Source organism: Gilvibacter sediminis (genome assembly GCF_028561565.1).
Lineage (GTDB): Bacteria > Bacteroidota > Bacteroidia > Flavobacteriales > Flavobacteriaceae > Gilvibacter > Gilvibacter sediminis.
Map to the genome: position 1 here is coordinate 493,462 of NZ_JAQQTE010000001.1, position 16,156 is coordinate 509,617.

General features: G+C 42.2%; 17 protein-coding genes and 1 tRNA gene. 10 read left to right on the top strand and 8 right to left on the bottom strand.

What is annotated here, in order from left to right:
* Positions 1-71 precede the first annotated feature (71 nt).
* Complete coding sequence (gene gltX / locus POW22_RS02195; RefSeq protein WP_272830865.1) at positions 72-1,583, top strand: glutamate--tRNA ligase; 1,512 nt, start codon at positions 72-74, stop codon at positions 1,581-1,583.
* Here gltX and POW22_RS02200 read toward each other — a convergent pair.
* Positions 1,580-2,230 carry a hypothetical protein gene (locus POW22_RS02200; RefSeq protein ID WP_272830867.1) on the bottom strand — a complete coding sequence of 217 codons (651 nt, stop codon included), beginning with the start codon at positions 2,228-2,230 and terminating at the stop codon, positions 1,580-1,582. The two genes, gltX and POW22_RS02200, sit on opposite strands and share 4 nt — an antisense overlap.
* A 77-nt stretch (positions 2,231-2,307) precedes the next feature.
* Here POW22_RS02200 and POW22_RS02205 point away from each other — a divergent pair, with 77 nt between their 5' ends.
* The gene (locus tag POW22_RS02205; RefSeq protein WP_272830868.1) at positions 2,308-3,252 is read left to right on the top strand and encodes an SPFH domain-containing protein; all 945 of its coding nucleotides are present in this window, start codon (positions 2,308-2,310) and stop codon (positions 3,250-3,252) included.
* Between the two features lie 2 nt (positions 3,253-3,254).
* Positions 3,255-3,779 (top strand): hypothetical protein, encoded by a 525-nt coding sequence (locus POW22_RS02210; RefSeq protein WP_272830870.1) that lies wholly within the window; start codon positions 3,255-3,257, stop codon positions 3,777-3,779.
* A gap of 31 nt (positions 3,780-3,810) precedes the next feature.
* Here the strand turns inward: POW22_RS02210 and POW22_RS02215 are convergent, their stop codons facing one another.
* Positions 3,811-5,826 carry a glutamine--tRNA ligase/YqeY domain fusion protein gene (locus POW22_RS02215; protein WP_272830872.1) on the bottom strand — a complete coding sequence of 672 codons (2,016 nt, stop codon included), beginning with the start codon at positions 5,824-5,826 and terminating at the stop codon, positions 3,811-3,813.
* 73 nt (positions 5,827-5,899) lie between these two features.
* Between POW22_RS02215 and folB the strand changes: the two genes are divergently transcribed.
* Together folB and POW22_RS02225 are read left to right on the top strand one after the other, a co-directional pair.
* Complete coding sequence (folB, locus tag POW22_RS02220; protein WP_272830873.1) at positions 5,900-6,256, top strand: dihydroneopterin aldolase; 357 nt, start codon at positions 5,900-5,902, stop codon at positions 6,254-6,256.
* A 56-nt stretch (positions 6,257-6,312) separates the two neighbouring features.
* A tRNA-Cys gene (locus POW22_RS02225) sits at positions 6,313-6,383 on the top strand.
* 37 nt (positions 6,384-6,420) lie between these two features.
* Here the strand turns inward: POW22_RS02225 and POW22_RS02230 are convergent.
* From POW22_RS02230 to rnr, 3 genes are all read right to left on the bottom strand, one after another.
* Entirely contained in the window at positions 6,421-7,110 is a 690-nt protein-coding gene (locus tag POW22_RS02230) for a LysE family translocator (protein ID WP_272830874.1), read from the bottom strand.
* A 133-nt stretch (positions 7,111-7,243) separates the two neighbouring features.
* Positions 7,244-7,915 carry a head GIN domain-containing protein gene (locus POW22_RS02235; RefSeq protein ID WP_272830876.1) on the bottom strand — a complete coding sequence of 224 codons (672 nt, stop codon included), beginning with the start codon at positions 7,913-7,915 and terminating at the stop codon, positions 7,244-7,246.
* Positions 7,916-7,960: 45 nt separating this feature from the next.
* Positions 7,961-10,192: a ribonuclease R gene (gene rnr / locus POW22_RS02240; protein ID WP_272830877.1), complete on the bottom strand. Its 2,232-nt coding sequence runs from the start codon at positions 10,190-10,192 to the stop codon at positions 7,961-7,963.
* Between the two features lie 80 nt (positions 10,193-10,272).
* Here rnr and POW22_RS02245 point away from each other — a divergent pair, with 80 nt between their 5' ends.
* The 5 genes from POW22_RS02245 (at position 10,273) to POW22_RS02265 (ending at position 13,247) form a co-directional block, all read left to right on the top strand.
* The gene (locus POW22_RS02245; protein WP_272830880.1) at positions 10,273-10,512 is read left to right on the top strand and encodes a DUF2007 domain-containing protein; all 240 of its coding nucleotides are present in this window, start codon (positions 10,273-10,275) and stop codon (positions 10,510-10,512) included.
* A gap of 498 nt (positions 10,513-11,010) precedes the next feature.
* Positions 11,011-11,442, top strand: coding sequence for a ribose 5-phosphate isomerase B (gene rpiB, locus POW22_RS02250; protein WP_272830882.1), 432 nt, complete (start codon positions 11,011-11,013; stop codon positions 11,440-11,442).
* 10 nt (positions 11,443-11,452) lie between these two features.
* Entirely contained in the window at positions 11,453-12,352 is a 900-nt protein-coding gene (locus POW22_RS02255) for a cation diffusion facilitator family transporter (RefSeq protein WP_272830883.1), read from the top strand.
* On the top strand, positions 12,333-12,794 hold the full coding sequence (locus POW22_RS02260; RefSeq protein WP_272830884.1) for a GNAT family N-acetyltransferase: 462 nt from the start codon (positions 12,333-12,335) through the stop codon (positions 12,792-12,794). The genes POW22_RS02255 and POW22_RS02260 overlap by 20 nt, the downstream gene beginning before the upstream one ends.
* A 3-nt stretch (positions 12,795-12,797) precedes the next feature.
* Positions 12,798-13,247 carry a GNAT family N-acetyltransferase gene (locus tag POW22_RS02265; RefSeq protein WP_272830886.1) on the top strand — a complete coding sequence of 150 codons (450 nt, stop codon included), beginning with the start codon at positions 12,798-12,800 and terminating at the stop codon, positions 13,245-13,247.
* A 1-nt stretch (position 13,248) separates the two neighbouring features.
* Here POW22_RS02265 and POW22_RS02270 read toward each other — a convergent pair whose 3' ends face one another.
* The 3 genes from POW22_RS02270 to rnpA are packed head-to-tail and all read right to left on the bottom strand — an operon-like array spanning position 13,249 to position 16,065.
* On the bottom strand, positions 13,249-14,880 hold the full coding sequence (locus POW22_RS02270) for a S41 family peptidase (RefSeq protein ID WP_272830889.1): 1,632 nt from the start codon (positions 14,878-14,880) through the stop codon (positions 13,249-13,251).
* A 10-nt stretch (positions 14,881-14,890) separates the two neighbouring features.
* On the bottom strand, positions 14,891-15,724 hold the full coding sequence (locus tag POW22_RS02275) for a DUF4349 domain-containing protein (RefSeq protein WP_272830890.1): 834 nt from the start codon (positions 15,722-15,724) through the stop codon (positions 14,891-14,893).
* Positions 15,721-16,065 carry a ribonuclease P protein component gene (gene rnpA / locus POW22_RS02280; protein ID WP_272830892.1) on the bottom strand — a complete coding sequence of 115 codons (345 nt, stop codon included), beginning with the start codon at positions 16,063-16,065 and terminating at the stop codon, positions 15,721-15,723. The genes POW22_RS02275 and rnpA overlap by 4 nt, the downstream gene beginning before the upstream one ends.
* Positions 16,066-16,156: the final 91 nt, after the last annotated feature.

A 16,156-nucleotide genomic window follows, 5' to 3' on the forward strand; every position in this document is an offset into this window, starting at 1 on the left:
AAGTATTTTAGTCTAAACTGGCTTAGACTTTCTCTCAATTAAGCGTAAATTTGCGACTTAAATTGAGAGTTATGAGTCGTTCGGTACGCGTACGTTTTGCACCAAGCCCAACAGGGCCACTCCACATTGGAGGGGTTCGAACCGCATTATTCAACTACCTTTTTGCTAAGAAACAAGGCGGCACTTTTGTGCTTCGTATAGAAGATACAGACCAAACCCGTTATGTTCCCGGAGCAGAAGATTATATCATAGAAGCACTAAACTGGCTTAACATTCCTTTTGATGAAGGGCCTGGAAAAGAGGGTGGTTTTGGGCCTTACAGACAGAGCGAACGCAAGGCGAGCTACAAACAGTATGCAGATCAATTGATTCAGGCAGGACACGCATATTACGCTTTTGACACACCAGAAGCTTTAACCGAGCTCCGCGCAACTGCAGAAGCTAATAAAGAAACCTTTTCATACGGCTGGGCCAATCGAGATGGATTGGACAACAGTTTGAATATGTCTGATGAGGATTTGCATGCCCGATTAGAATCAGGAATTCCCTATGTGATCCGCTTTAAAACACCTGCTGACGAAACCCTCACTTTGCAAGACATCATCCGTGGAGAAGTGAAAGTACACACCTCTACCCTAGATGACAAAGTGCTCTTTAAGAGCGATGGTATGCCTACCTATCACTTAGCGAATATTGTAGACGACCATTTGATGGAGATCACTCACGTGATTCGTGGAGAGGAATGGTTGCCTTCCTTGGCGCTGCACTATTTGTTGTACCGATCTATGGGTTGGGATGCGCCAGAATTTGCACACTTACCGCTCATTATGAAGCCTGTTGGTAAAGGAAAACTCTCTAAACGCGATGGCGATAAAATGGGCTTTCCTGTATTCCCGCTACAATGGAATCCACAAGAAGGAGACTCATCTGCGGGCTATCGTGAAGACGGATACTTGCCAGAAGCTGTAGTGAATATGTTGGCTTTCTTAGGATGGAATCCAGGAACGGAGCAAGAGATCTTCTCCCTTGAAGAATTAGTGGAGGCTTTTGATCTCTCTCGAGTAAATAAGGCTGGAGCTAAATTCGATCCAGAAAAAACAAAATGGTTTCAAACGCATTATATCCAACAAAGAAGTGATGCTGAGCTGGCCGCTGAATTTGGACATCTATTAGCGACTAAAAACATCAGCAGCCGTTTGAATATGCCAGCCATTGTAGGCGCACTAAAAGAACGCATCACCTTCACAGAAGACCTTTGGACCCTTGGGCATTACTTCTTTGTGACTCCTGATTCTTATGATACCAAAGCGGCTAAAAAAGCCTTTAAGGAGGACACTCCAGAGCTGATGAAAAAGGTAGTAGAGCTCTTGAACGATGTGGATGATTTTACCGCAGAGAACACTTCAAAAGCTGTAAAAACTTGGATTCAAAGTCTTGAATTGGGCTTCGGGAAGGTGGTGATGCCACTTCGTTTAAGTCTTGTAGGTTCCCTGCAAGGTCCCGATGTCTTTGATATTATGGAGATCCTGGGTAAAACGGAGTCTGTGCGACGTGTTGAAAACGCGATCAGAAATATGGTCTAGAAATAAATAATTCCTCGTAAAGCTATGAGGTTATTATTTCCTTTAAGATCATCCAACTCTGGATTGGTCCCATTGAGTGCGTTGAGGGTATTGGTAAGCCCGCGCATATAAAGCAAACTGATTCTGAATGGCTCAATTCCAAAGGTCAATCCGCCCACCAACCTAAAGTCTATAGTAGAAAGGTTCCTAAGATCTTCCACTCGCGTTAAGGTGTAGCCCGCTACTAAATTATTCTCTTGACTTTCTTCTGCTGGTTTGAATTTTCCTTGTACGGCAATAGCGGGTCCTGCCTCAACACTTAAATGATGTCTAAAGATGTTGTAACTGGCCAAAAACTGCAGTTGCACCGACTGCTGACTCATGTTTACTAGCTCGTCTCCGTTGATTCCAACGGTTTGTATGTCAACCTGTTGATTGTAAAAAGTGACGGCGTAGATGAAATCCATGGTACGGCTGTAAGAGCCACGGGTTTCAAGGCCTAAGGTAAAACCATTAGAGCTGCTCAAAGGCAGATCATCGGTGTCTATATCGGAGAATAAGTAACCTCCAGAAACACCAATTTTATTATAGTTTCTATCATAACCTTGCGCAGCCGCTGAAAAATTTAGCAGTAGGATTGTAACAAATAGGGGGAATATGTGCCTCATAGTATAGCTGAAAGCTGCAAATGTATTGCATTTTTCTTATCTTCTCTTAGTCATTTTAATAACTTAAAAATCAACCCATGGAGTATATTCTTATTGGTCCAGCACTCTTGTTTGGTCTTCTTATTCTTGTCTCTTCCTTTTTTATGGTCAAACAACAGACGGCTGCTGTTGTGGAAAGGTTCGGGCGTTTTGTCGGTATTAGAGGTTCAGGTCTGCGCTTTAAAATCCCACTAGTGGATCGTATTGCGGGTAGAATCAACCTAAAAATTCAACAGTTGGATGTCATTGTAGAGACTAAAACCAAAGACGACGTATTTGTGCGTCTTAAGATCTCTGTTCAGTACCAAGTGATCAAAGACAAGGTGTATGAAGCCTTCTATAAACTAGACAACCCTCACGATCAGATCACCAGTTTTGTATTTGACGTAGTGCGTGCTGAGGTGCCAAAAATGAAACTCGATTACGTTTTTGAGCGTAAAGACGATATTGCAATCGCCGTTAAACGAGAGCTTAACGAAGCGATGGTAAATTATGGGTACGACATCATCAAAACCCTGGTGACCGATATTGATCCAGACGTACAGGTAAAAGCCGCGATGAACCGAATCAACGCTGCCGAGCGTGAAAAAGTAGCTGCAGAATACGAAGCAGAAGCAGATCGTATCAAGATTGTTGCTAAGGCGCGTGCTGAAGCGGAAAGTAAGCGTTTGCAGGGTCAAGGTATTGCAGATCAGCGTCGTGAGATCGCTCGTGGTCTGGAAGAATCTGTAGACGTTTTGAATAATGTGGGGATAAACTCTCAAGAAGCCTCTGCGCTTATTGTGGTGACTCAGCATTACGACACCCTACAATCCATTGGTGAAGAAACCAACACCAACTTGATCCTTTTACCAAACTCTCCGCAAGCGGGAAGCGATATGCTCAACAATATGATCGCCTCTTTCACTGCGAGCAATCAAATCGGTGAAGAGATGAAAAAGCAGAATGCTGCGCGAGGTTTAGGAAAAAATAAATCTGAATAAAGATGAAGCGTTCTATCCTACTAATTCTGCTGCTTAGCTTTGGATTAACCGTTACAGCTCAGACTGAAGATGAACTGAAATCCTTGGCTATTGCACAAGCAAAAATCGCCTGTGAAGCCACAGAGAATTCAGATTATGAAACCCTTTTTGATTATACCATGCCCGAAGTTTTAGAGCTTATGGGCGGACGTGAAAGCGCCTTGGTCATGATGGGGGAAACCATGAAGAACATGGAAAATCAAGGGATCAGCATCACCAGCAGTGAGGTTATTGAAATGACGGGTTTTGCCTATGAACAAGACCAGTATCGCTGTGTGATCAAAAACAAGGTAGTGGTCAAAATGAGTCCGGAGCAATCCACGCAATCCATCTCACATATGTTTGGTGTTTATAACCCTGAGTTAAACCGATGGTATTTCATTGAGGGTGCTCAAGTGAATAATGAAGCCATTATTGGAATGATCCTGCCCGATCTCAAAACCTCTTTGAACATCCCTCCGGATGAACGAAGCATGATAGACAACTAAAAAAGAAAAGCCCCGTAATTCGGGGCTTTTTTTATGATAAGGCTTGTGCTTCTTGGACCAGTAAGTCGTTGCGATCTTCTAAAGCTTTGTTTATAAACTCAGTTGCTTCTGGAGTCTTTTCTTGTCCTTTAGATAGCAATACACCAAGAACTAACATTGCCGCAATACGGGTTCCCGCCTTTTTTGCAGCAGTAGCGAACAAAGGTTCTAGTTCTTTATAGCTCACTTTATCTGCCAACTCAATTATACGACCTCTGGTGGCGTTTCTCTTCTCCTCTGGTAGATTGGTATACTTTTTACCAAGTTGTTTAATTACGTCTATTGCAGCGCGCTCTGGAGCCTGCTGTTTAGGTTTGTTCTGCTGCGGAGCTTGGGGTTTTTGTTTTGCCCAAGTATCACGCAAGCCAACAGTCTTATTAAAGATCAAATTGCTAGGCTTACTGTCTGGATCTACATTGAAATAACCAATTCGTTGAAATTGGAAGTGCTCCAAAACCTTGGCCTCTGCTAGAGAAGGCTCCAACATCGCCTTGCGGATCTTTAAAGAGTCTGGGTTGACAAATTCCATAAAGCTCTTGTCTTTATGAGTGTCTGGAGATTCATCCAAGAACAAACGGTCGTATTCACGCACCTCGGCTTCTATGGCATGGCCTGCAGAAACCCAATGCAAGGTTCCTTTTACTTTGCGCAAACTCGCCTCGGTACCACTGCCGCTCAAACTATCAGGGTCATAGCTACAGTTGATCTGAGTGATATTACCCTCAGCATCTTTCTCGACTGATTCTGCCTTGATGATGTAAGCGCTCTTTAAACGAACTTCTCCTCCTAAAGTCAGCCTAAAGAATTTACGTCCAGCCTCTTCTTTAAAATCTTCTTGTTCTATATAAAGCGTCCCTGAAAAAGGAATCTCTCTATTGCCCGCGTTTGGATCTTCTGGGTTGTTCTCTGTTTCCAACCACTCTTCTTTTCCTTCTGGATAATTGGTTATTACCAACTTCACTGGGTTCAAAACGGCCATCACGCGGTTTGCCACTTTGTTCAAATCTTCTCGAACACAGTATTCCAAATGTGATACGTCAACCAAGTTCTCACGCTTGGCAATCCCAACACTGTCTGCAAAATTCTTGATAGAATCTGGCGTATAGCCTCTACGGCGCATCCCAGAAATAGTAGGCATACGCGGATCATCCCAGCCAGAGACCACGCCTTCTGCCACCAATTGGGCTAGTTTACGCTTGCTCACTACGGTATGAGAAATGTTTCTACGGGCAAATTCGCGCTGTTTTGGGCGTAATTTTGCCGGGTCGTGGATCTGATCTAAAAACCAATCGTACAATTCGCGGTGGGGTAAGAACTCCAAAGTACAAAGCGAGTGAGAGACTTGCTCTACGTAGTCACTTTCTCCATGCGCCCAGTCATACATTGGGAAGATACTCCAATCAGAACCCGTTCTGTGGTGGTGCTTGTGCAAAACGCGATACATCACCGGGTCACGCATAAGCATATTTGGAGAGCTCATATCTATTTTAGCACGCACCACGTGCTGTCCTTCTGGCATCTCTCCTGCTTTCATCTTAGCAAAGAGATCTAAATTCTCTTCTACAGATCTATCGCGGTAAGGACTAGCCACACCAGGCTCGTTAGGAGTTCCTTTTTGCTCTGCAATGGCTTCTGAACTTTGAGAATCCACATAAGCCTTGCCTGCTTTGATGAGTTCTACCGTCCAATCGTAAAGTTCTTGGAAGTAATCTGAGGCATAACATTCCGTATCCCAAGTGTATCCTAACCATTCGATATCACGCTTAATGGCGTCTACAAATTCTTGCTCCTCCTTAGCTGGATTGGTGTCGTCAAAGCGCAAATTTACCGGCGCATTGTAGCGCTCGCCCAAACCAAAATTCAAACAAATGGCAGAAGCGTGCCCCAGGTGCAAATAACCGTTGGGTTCTGGTGGGAATCTAAAACGAAGTTGCTCATTGGAATACGATTTTGAAAGATCGTCTTCAATGATTCGCTCTATGAAATTCAAGGATTTATCGTCGCTCACAGCCTTTGTTTTTAATGACTGACAAAGATACCAAAACCCAAGAATAATATATCTTAGCGGAAAATTTTTTTAGGTGGGAATCATTCGCTTACACAACGTTAGAGTATACGCCTCACACGGCTGTTTGAAAGAAGAAACCATAATTGGTTCTGATTATTTGGTACAATTGCAGGTAGAAGCCGATCTACAAAAAGCCGCCACCACCGATGATCTCAACGATACCGTAGATTACGTACACCTGAACGCAATCATTAAGGAAGAGATGGCTGTACCGAGTAAACTCCTTGAAGTCGTTGCTAAAAAGATCAATACCCGCATCTTAGAAGAGCTGCCAATGGTAAGCAAAACAAAGGTTTGCGTGGCTAAGATCAATCCGCCGATTGGTGGTGATGTAGCTTCGGTTGAAGTTTGTTTGGAAGACCAACGCTAAAATCGCGGGAAACTTCCCGATTTACAACGAATTTTTTTACATTTGCCCTCCACAATGGCATCGTGGCCGAGTGGCTAGGCACAGCTCTGCAAAAGCTTGTACAGCGGTTCGAATCCGCTCGATGCCTCAACAAAAGAAAACCCGCTAAGATTTAGCGGGTTTTTTTATTCTGTAGTTTCTGTTTGCTCCGTCTGGAAATCTTGTATTCCTTGCTTAATTGTTTGGTTAGGGAAGAAACCTTGATAGAGTAAGATCATCCCAAAACCAATAATCAAGATACTCACCCAACGTTTGGTTCTAAAGATAAAGCGAGGCGTGAGTTTAGAACGCAGCTTCTTTGCTAAGGTGATCTTGACCAGATCCGTTGAGAAAAAAACAATCAACACCGTAGCTAAAAACAGGATCACTCCTTGTTTGGAAGCGGTTAAGGCGTTGGCCATGATCATGGTTCCTATCCATCCTGCAAGCACTCCGAAGTTTACGAAGTTCAAAAGGAACCCTTTTAAAAACAGCCCCGGCAAGTTCTTCTTAACACTGACCGAATAATGTTCCCGAACAATTTTAATGAAGGATTTTGAGATCCGTATGTAGGAGATTATCCCGTAGATCACCAGTATAGCGCCTCCAAAAATGATCAGGTTGGGATCATTTTGAAGCTTTTCTAAGATCTTTTCGGTACTGAAATAAACAAATACAATGAAGAGTATATCTGCTGTAAAAGCCCCAATATTGAAGAATAGTGCGGCTTTAAAGCCTTTTGAGATAGCAGTTTCTATCAGTGTAAAAAAGACAGGGCCCAGCGCAAAAGCCAGTACAAATCCATAAACTGCTGCATATAATAAGCCCTCTGTCATACCCCATAAAAGTACAAATATTTACAGGGGTAAAAAGTCAAATGTTTAGAAACCTTAATCCTTAGAATTAGGATATAAAAAAAGCTCATAATCACAAGGAATTATGAGCTTCACAATTGAATATATCTTACTGCTAGTACATGCGCTCAATGCGGCCGCCAGCAAATGTTCTCTTTTTCAATTCGGCAGGTTCTCCGTAGACGTAGATATCTCCACCGGCAGTTACTTTTAATTCTGCTTTGTCTTTAGCGTGAATCTCTGCTTCACCTCCAGCGGCAATAGTTACTTTGGTATATGAGGTAATTAGCTCCTGACCTTCATAAATTCCACCAGTATTCAGAGTGACTTCCTGCCATTCTGTTTTCCCAGAAGTTTCTAAAATTCCACCTGTTACAGCACGCGCTTTAAGACGTTTTACATCCAAACCAACTTTAATGGTTCCTCCTTCTTGAGCACGTAATTCCAGGTCATCTTGAGTTAAAGTTTCATTAACCGTGATATAAGATCCTTCATTGGCGTCAATGGTTTCAATGTTTTTGAAATACACCTCTACAAAGGTGTCATCTCCATTAAATCGACGGTCAATCTCCATACGGATCTTCAATTTTCCGTTATCATTGATGATCTTGACATAATCAACATCTCGCCCTTTAACCACTACGCGATTCTCATCTGCAGGGATCATATTGACTTCAATCAGATCAAAAACTTTAATAGTATTAAAATCTCCGACTTCTTTATTGATCTCTTGGGCAAAGATCTGACTGGTAAAGACCAGAACTATAAGTGTAATTATCTGCTTCATTTTTCTTTAGATTTCTACACTAAGGATAGGGCAGGGCCTGAAATGTTACAGTGCGTTGGGATAATCGTGCTCTTCTCGGTGGCCAATCATATTATAATCCAGCTGCTTTTTCACTAAATCGGCATGCTTTAAAGTAATAAACACTTCATCTCCAAGCTGATACATCAACTTAGTGTTGGCACCAACTACAGCCATTTGGTCACGGTCAAAATCAAAATGATCTTCTTTTAAATCACGCAAAGAAACCATTCCTTCACAACGATTGCTCATGATCTCCACATAGATTCCCCATTCGGTCACCCCAGAGATCACTCCTAAGAATACTTCGTCTTTATACTGACTCATGTATTTAACTTGCATATACTTAATGCTGTCGCGTTCTGCACTTGAGGCGGTATATTCCATATCGCTGCAATGACCACAATCCCGTTCAAATTGATCTTTATCTGCACTCTTGCCTCCGTCTAAATAATGCTGCAACAAACGGTGCACCATTACATCCGGATAACGGCGAATCGGTGAAGTAAAGTGAGAATAATAATCAAATGCCAATCCGTAGTGACCAATATTATCGGTACTGTAGATGGCCTTACTCATGGATCTTATGGCTAAAGTATCTACCAGGTTTTGCTCTTTAGCGCCTTGAACATCTTTTAAAAGCTGATTCAAGGCAGCGGTAGTTGACTTTCTGTCTTTTACGGAGAACCTATGACCAAACTGATGGGCAATGTTACCCAATTGGGCGAGTTTTTCATCATCTGGTTCATCGTGTATACGATACACAAAGGTCTTTGGAGGATCCTGTTTCCCTATGAATTCTGCAACTCTTCGGTTAGCTAAAAGCATAAACTCTTCAATGAGTTTGTTGGCATCTTTAGAGGTTTTAAAGAAGATTCCAGCAGGATTGTTCTGATCATCCAAGTGGAATTTAGTCTCCACTTTATCAAAAGAAATGGCCCCAGCCTGCATGCGTTTTTTACGCATGATCTTGGCTAGAAAATCTAAGGTTGAAATCGCCTCAACCAAAGGTGCTGGAACTTTATAAGCCCCATCACGAATGGAAATATCTTCTGGAATTTCTACCTCAGAAAAAGGAGCTTGCTGCTTGGCTTCAATGACCACTTGAGCTTCTTCATAAGCGTATCGCGCATCAGAATAGGTCACTGTTCTACCAAACCATTGGGATTGGATCTGTGCTTTCTTGTCGATCTCAAAGACTGCAGAAAAGGTGTATTTCTCTTCGTTAGGACGTAAGGAACACGCATTGTTAGAAAGTACTTCTGGCAGCATAGGTACTACTCGATCCACCAAGTAAACAGAGGTAGCACGCTCAAAAGCTTCTTCGTCTAAAATGGTTCCTTCTTGCAGGTAATGAGATACATCGGCAATGTGAATTCCGATCTCAAAATTGCCGTTTTGCAAAACTTGAAAAGAGAGCGCATCATCAAAATCCTTGGCGTCTTTTGGGTCAATAGTAAAGGTTAGAACCTTACGCATATCCCGTCTTTTATCGATCTCTTTTTGTGTGATCGAAGTATCTAAACCATCTGCAAATGCTTGCACCTCAGGTGGAAATTCATACGGCAAACCGTATTGCGCTAAAATGGCATGGATCTCTGTATTGTGCTCACCTTCAGGACCAAAGGTTTTAATAATGCTTCCAAATGGCGAATCTGCAGACTCTGGCCAGTCCTCTAACTTAACCAGAACCTTATCACCATCTTGCGCCTTTCCGATCTTGTTTTTCGGTACAAAAATATCAACCGATAACTTGGAGGCAGAGGTATCTACAAAAGCAAAGTTCTTTTGAATTTGAATGGTTCCTACAAATTCGGTGCGCTTGCGCTCGATCACTCGTGTGATCTCCCCTTCAAGCTTGCCGCCTTTGCGTCTTTTAAAAATATAGACCTCTACTTTATCTCCATTCAATGCACGGTTCAGATTGCCTTGTTTAATAAAGACATCGTCTTGCATGCCTTCTACAATGACATATCCCTGACCTCTGCTGGTCACATCAATAACTCCTTCATGATAGAAAGACTTAGCAACGATCTTAAATTTGCCTCTTTCTCTCTCTTCTACTTGACCTTTAGACTGTAATTGTCGGAGTTTTTTAATGATCTGATTGCGTCCACTAGGATCTGTGACTTGCAATTTTGCAGCGATCTGTTTGTAGTTAAAACTCCTGGAAGGATCTTTTTTAAGGATACTGAGTATGCTTCGGCTAAGATGCTGAATCTTAGTAACTCCTTTTTTCTTTCTTTTTTTCTTTCCCATTGGAAACTTTAAGCGACAAAAGTAGACCAATAAAGCGAGAATGCGTTTTTTAAGCCTAAAAGATTTGGTAAATTAGAACATTGGAACGATTTGAAACCATAGCCATATTCACCTATCCTTCAGAATATACCGTTCTGGAGCATCTGCTTCAGCAACAGGCCATTCGCTACGTTTTCCAAAACGAGACTATGATCTCCGTCCTTCCCTTTCACTCTAACGCCATAGGCGGAATCCGACTCAAAGTTCACCCAGAAGACAAGGACACAGCGATTCAAATCATAGAAGATCTAAAATCCTCAGGAAGCTTACAGATCGTCTAAAGGGTTTTTAACACTATTAATAATATTCTCTTTTTTTCTTTTTTTAAATTGATTTTAATGCTGCTTATTATAGGCTGTTGAAAACTGGTAAAACTTAAGCAGCACTTATTTTGATTCTCTGTATAAATGAGTTTATCTACCAGTTCTCAACAAGATATTACAATACTGAAGTTCTGATTCTAAAAGAATTGCAGTTTGTAATTCACAACTGTGAATAACTCTATCAAAAAGTGGATTTTTAATAAGTAGATCTGTGAACAGCTGTTAGAAAGTTGCTGTATTTTTGTAATAAGTTCATCAAAAGATGGAATAAGAAAAATTGGTTGCTGAGTTGATTTTTATAAGGAACATTTCAGTGGAAACTTCCAAATTTTTTTATCGGTAAGACGTAACATTTTATAAACATTTAATTTACATAAGACCGCTTTTTAAACAATTGTTGAAGCTCAGCACATTAGCAAATTTTACATCGACTAAACTTTTAAAGACAACGCCATTATGAAATTAGCCATTGGAAATGATCACGCCGGAACCGAGTACAAAGCTGCAATTAAAGCGCATTTAGAGGCCCAAGGGCATCAGGTGAGTAACCATGGAACTGATGATAATTCCAGCGTTGATTATCCGGACTTTATCCATCCTGTAGCTACAGAAGTTGAAAACGGTACTGCAGATCTCGGTATTATTATCTGTGGTAGCGGAAACGGTGCAGCCATGACGGCAAATAAACATCAACAAGTTCGTGCAGCCCTTTGCTGGACCAAAGAGATCACTGAGCTGGCCAGACAACACAACGATGCTAATGTATTGAGTATTCCGGCGCGCTTTACCTCTTTACCGCAAGCTATTGCAATGGTTGATGTCTTTTTGGCTACAGAATTTGAAGGCGGACGTCACGCCAATCGCGTAAATAAGATCGCCTGCATGTAAAACGATCATCATGGGCGGGAACCATCATCAAAAAGATACTAAAGGCACTAAACTCGTAGTGTCCATCCTGCTCAATGTGGTAATTACCGCTTCTCAAGTTATTGGAGGTATCATTTCTGGTAGCCTCGCCTTGCTCTCAGACGCGCTCCATAATTTTAGCGATGTACTTTCGCTACTGATCAGTTATGTTGCGGACAGACTTTCTAAACGATCCGCTTCTACTTCCAAGACCTTTGGTTATAAACGCGCAGAGATCATTGCTGCTTTTATCAATTCCAGCACGCTGCTTATTGTGGCAGTGATCCTGATCATTGAATCCATAGAGCGCTTTGTAAATCCGCAGGAAATAGAAAGCAATTTGGTGATCTGGCTCTCTGCAATCGCTATTGTGGCCAATGGATTAAGTGTATTATTATTAAGAAAAGAGGCTGAGACGAATATGAATATGCGCTCGGCTTATTTGCATTTACTCACTGATATGTCTGCATCTGTAGCGGTTTTGATCGGTGGTTTGTTGATGAAATACTACCAAATGTGGTGGGTAGATAGTGTGTTGACATTAGCCATTGCCTTGTATTTGATCTATATGGGATACGACCTTTTTAAGCAATCCCTTAAAGTTTTGATGCTATTCACACCAGAAGGAATTGACATTGAAAAGATCATCAATACGGTCAATCAATACCCAAGCGTAGAAGCGATGCATCATGTCCATGTTTGGCAGGCCAATGAACACGAAACACATTTAGAAGCGCATTTGGATTTAATAGACGATATAAAGATCTCTGAGTTTGACGCTTTATTACTACGGATAGAAGCGTATCTTCATAAAGAATTTAGGATCAATCATGTGAATATTCAACCGGAATTCAATAAAAACGACGCCAAAGATGTCATTGTCCAAGACTGATCTAAAAATAGAAGTAAAGACCTTTGAGCAGCTCAATATTCGCGAGCTTTACGAACTATTGCAGTTGCGTTGTGAGGTATTTGTGGTGGAACAAGATTGCGTATACCAAGATTTAGACGGCAAAGACCAAAAGGCACTTCATATCATTGGAACACGCAACGATAAAATAGTGGCATATACCCGTTGTTTTAAACCGGGAGATTATTTCCCAGAAGCTGCTATTGGTAGAGTAGTGGTAGCAGAAAATCACCGTAAGGACGGTTATGGAAATCAGATCATGACGGCTTCTATTCAGGCTATAAATGAGCTTTACAATACCAGTGTGATTAAACTATCCGCTCAAACCTATCTGATTGACTTTTACAATTCTCACGGTTTTGAAACTACAGGAGATTCCTATTTAGAAGACGGAATTCCACACATAGCCATGATAAAAAAATAGATCATGCGATTTCAAAAAGTGCCGAACACACATCCTGATTTATTGCCTTTGGTTCGCGAGTTAGATGCTGAACTAAAGATCACCGACGGAGAAGATCACGCCTTCTACAATCAATACAACGGTTTGGATGACATTCAACATTTGCTGTTGGTCTATATAGAAAATCGCGCGACCGCCTGCGGCGGTTTTAAAGCTCTAAATGAAACTACGGCAGAAATCAAGCGCATGTATACAGCTGTTGATGCACGCGGAAAAGGCATTGCAAAAGCAGTCCTTCAAGAGCTTGAAATTTGGGCCAAATTAGAAGGCTTTAAGCAATTGGTTTTAGAAACGGGAATCCGTCAGCATGCAGCCATTGCCTTGTATGAATCCACAGGATATATACGAATGGAAGAAAACTACGGCCCCTACAAAGGCCTTGATGAAAGCTTCTGTTTTAAAAAAGAGCTCTAGTCTATTTTAGAATATTCGCGTAGCGCTGAGGGTCATTCAAGACCGCTAAAGCTTCTAAGATCTCTGGGTTGTTCACTACTTGGTATTCATATAGCCCTTCTCTGTAGAAATAACGCTTTAAGATCTCTTGCTCCAACAGCGATATGATCTCTACCTTCTTATCGCGAAGTTCGTTTTGTTTCACCGCGTCTATTTCTGAGCGCAAAGTAGCATACGCCTTTTTGATTTGATCCTGAAGCTCGTCACTCTTTGCCTTGTTAAAGGCTGCGTCAAAGGCTTTCTCAGTTTCGGTCTCGTACTCAAAACCGTTTTTGTTGAGGTATTTCACAAAAGCGTCAAAGTCAGCATTAGAGAAGGAGAAGTTCTCCCAAGAGTCTAGGTTTTTCTTGTAATAATACTCTGTGGCGTAGTTGAAAATAGCATTGTCTCTTAAGAGCGCTGTAGTGATCGGGCTGTATTTAGAGGACTCCAATTGAATATCCGGTAAAATACCACCGCCGTCATAGACGGTACGACCGCCACGCGTTTTAAATGCGTTATACTCGCTAGGTTCTGCTCGCACTGGGTCTCCGTTTTCATCTCGGTTCCAGTAGTCCAAAGCTTGAATACAGCGCCCACTCGGGGTGTAATATCTCGAAATAGTGATCTTGAGCTGGGTTCCGTAGGTAAGATTCTTAGGTCTTTGTACAAGCCCTTTACCAAAACTACGCGCTCCAATAACCACTCCGCGATCCAGATCTTGAATCGCCCCAGAAACGATCTCGCTTGCAGAGGCAGAGCGTCCGTTAACCAAGACTACCAGCGGAATTTCTGTATCTACCGGATCTTGTTGGGTCATATAACTTCGGTTGTATTTTTTGATGACCGATTTTGTCGTGGTGATTACTTCGCCTTTGTCAACAAAAAGGTTCACAACGTTGATCGCCTCATTGAGCAATCCACCCGGGTTGCCACGCAGATCCAGAATGATCTTGGTAGCGCCTTCCTCTTTGAGATCCTCCAAGGCCTTACGTGTTTCAATCGTGGTCTTTGCATTGAATTTACTCAACACAATATAACCCGTATCTCCATTGATCAGCTTTGAAAAAGGAACCGCCTTAATACCTACAGCCTCACGGGTAAGTTGAGTGGTGTACTCTTTACCTTGACGCATATAGGTCAAGCTTACCGTGGTGCCAGGAGCCCCTTTTAAGAGGTCTCCGGCATCATCAGTAAAGTCGCTTAGGGCAATGTTGTCAATTTTTATAATCTCATCGCCCGCTTTTAAGCCCGCTTTGTCCGCGGGATATCCTTTAAAGGGTTCCATCACTAGGATCTTCCCTTTTAGTGTTCTTGCTGAGGCGCCGATCCCGGTGTATTCTCCGGAGTTGTTAATTCTAGCGTCCTCTACTTCTTGCTCATTCCAGTAAACGGTATAGGGATCCAGATCATCCAACATGCCGGTTATGGCTTTGTCCATAAGTTCTGCAGGAGTGGTTTCATCCACATAATTCATATTGAGCTCCTTGAACAGAGTTGTGAAGATCTCTACTTGTTTTGCGATCTCAAAGAAATCGTTTTTAAAAGCCGTGGTCCCGAACAAGATCAGTCCTAAAACAACGGGAATTCCTATACGTTTAACGCGCTTGAGCATAGCATTTATTTTATGAGTTTGTCGATCTAGCAGATCGTTTTAAATAACGTCGTACAAAAAAGAACACCGCCCCTAAGACCAATACAAAAGGCCAGAGGTAAAGCACTCCAATAAAGAAGGTCAACAGGCCGCTCCATCCGCCTTTAAAGGCATTGACGATCTTACTGCCAAATGAGGCTTGCACTTGAGTCTCTACGGTCTCTTTGTAGAATCGCAAGGAGATGGTACTCATGCTCACTTGACTTTTAAGATAATTCAAGCGCCCCTGTTTGGCTTCTATCTCTTCACGAATGCTGGCGAGCTCTCGCTCTATTTCCAGCATCTCTTTGACATTTTTTGCCTTTTTGAGCAACTCCAAATAGCGCTCCTCCAGTTTGCGCTTGGCTTTGAGCCTAGCCTCTAAATCCACGAATTCCTCACCAACATCCCGACGCGAGATGCGCTTGGTGTCAAAGTAGTCAACCCCTTGACCAATGGAATCTACCAAAGGCTCAAAGTTTGCTGACGGAACACGAATTATAAGGTTTCGGTAAACTTGATTGTATGATTTTCCGGTATTGTCGTCTTGTAAATTACCACCGTGGGCAGCGATCGCTTTGCGAATGCGGCTGTAAGTGGCTTCCATATCGCGGGTTTGAAATTCAATCTCCGCGGTCTTGATGATCTTGGCGTCTTTGTTGTCAGTATCATCGTATTCTGCAGTAGGTTCTGTGTTTAGATAGGTGTTCCCATCTACGTCCGCGACAGCCCATTCGTTTGAATCTGCAATTCCCATAGTGCTTGACCCTGAGTCAGAACAAGCTAAAAAAGTCCCAAAAAGGGCGATAAATAAGGTTTTCATCATTCCAATTGTTTTAAAAGTTTTGCCATTGACAGGCGTAATTCAATTAAAGTTGGAAGATTTTTGCCCGTGTATACAAACAACATCAAATACCGTGCAGAAGTTGTATCGATATTATTTTTCTCCAATCGATACGCTTCCCGCATAAGGCGCTTGACCCGGTTGCGATCCACAGCTTTTTTAAAATTCCGCTTAGAGACCGCAAAGGCAGCTTTGTGAACCGCATTTTCTGCGGGCATAAAGCGCATCAGTAAGGGAAACGCCTTAGCCGTTTTGCCTTGTGCAAAAAGAGCCTCGATCTGTTTGCTGCTTTTGAGTCGCTGTGAAGCTGGAAATTTTAACATAGGATAAATGTAACCAATTAAGGCTTTGACAATTCCCAATTATTTCTAAAAACAAAAAAAGTCCTGCATTTGCAGGACTTTTAATGATTTA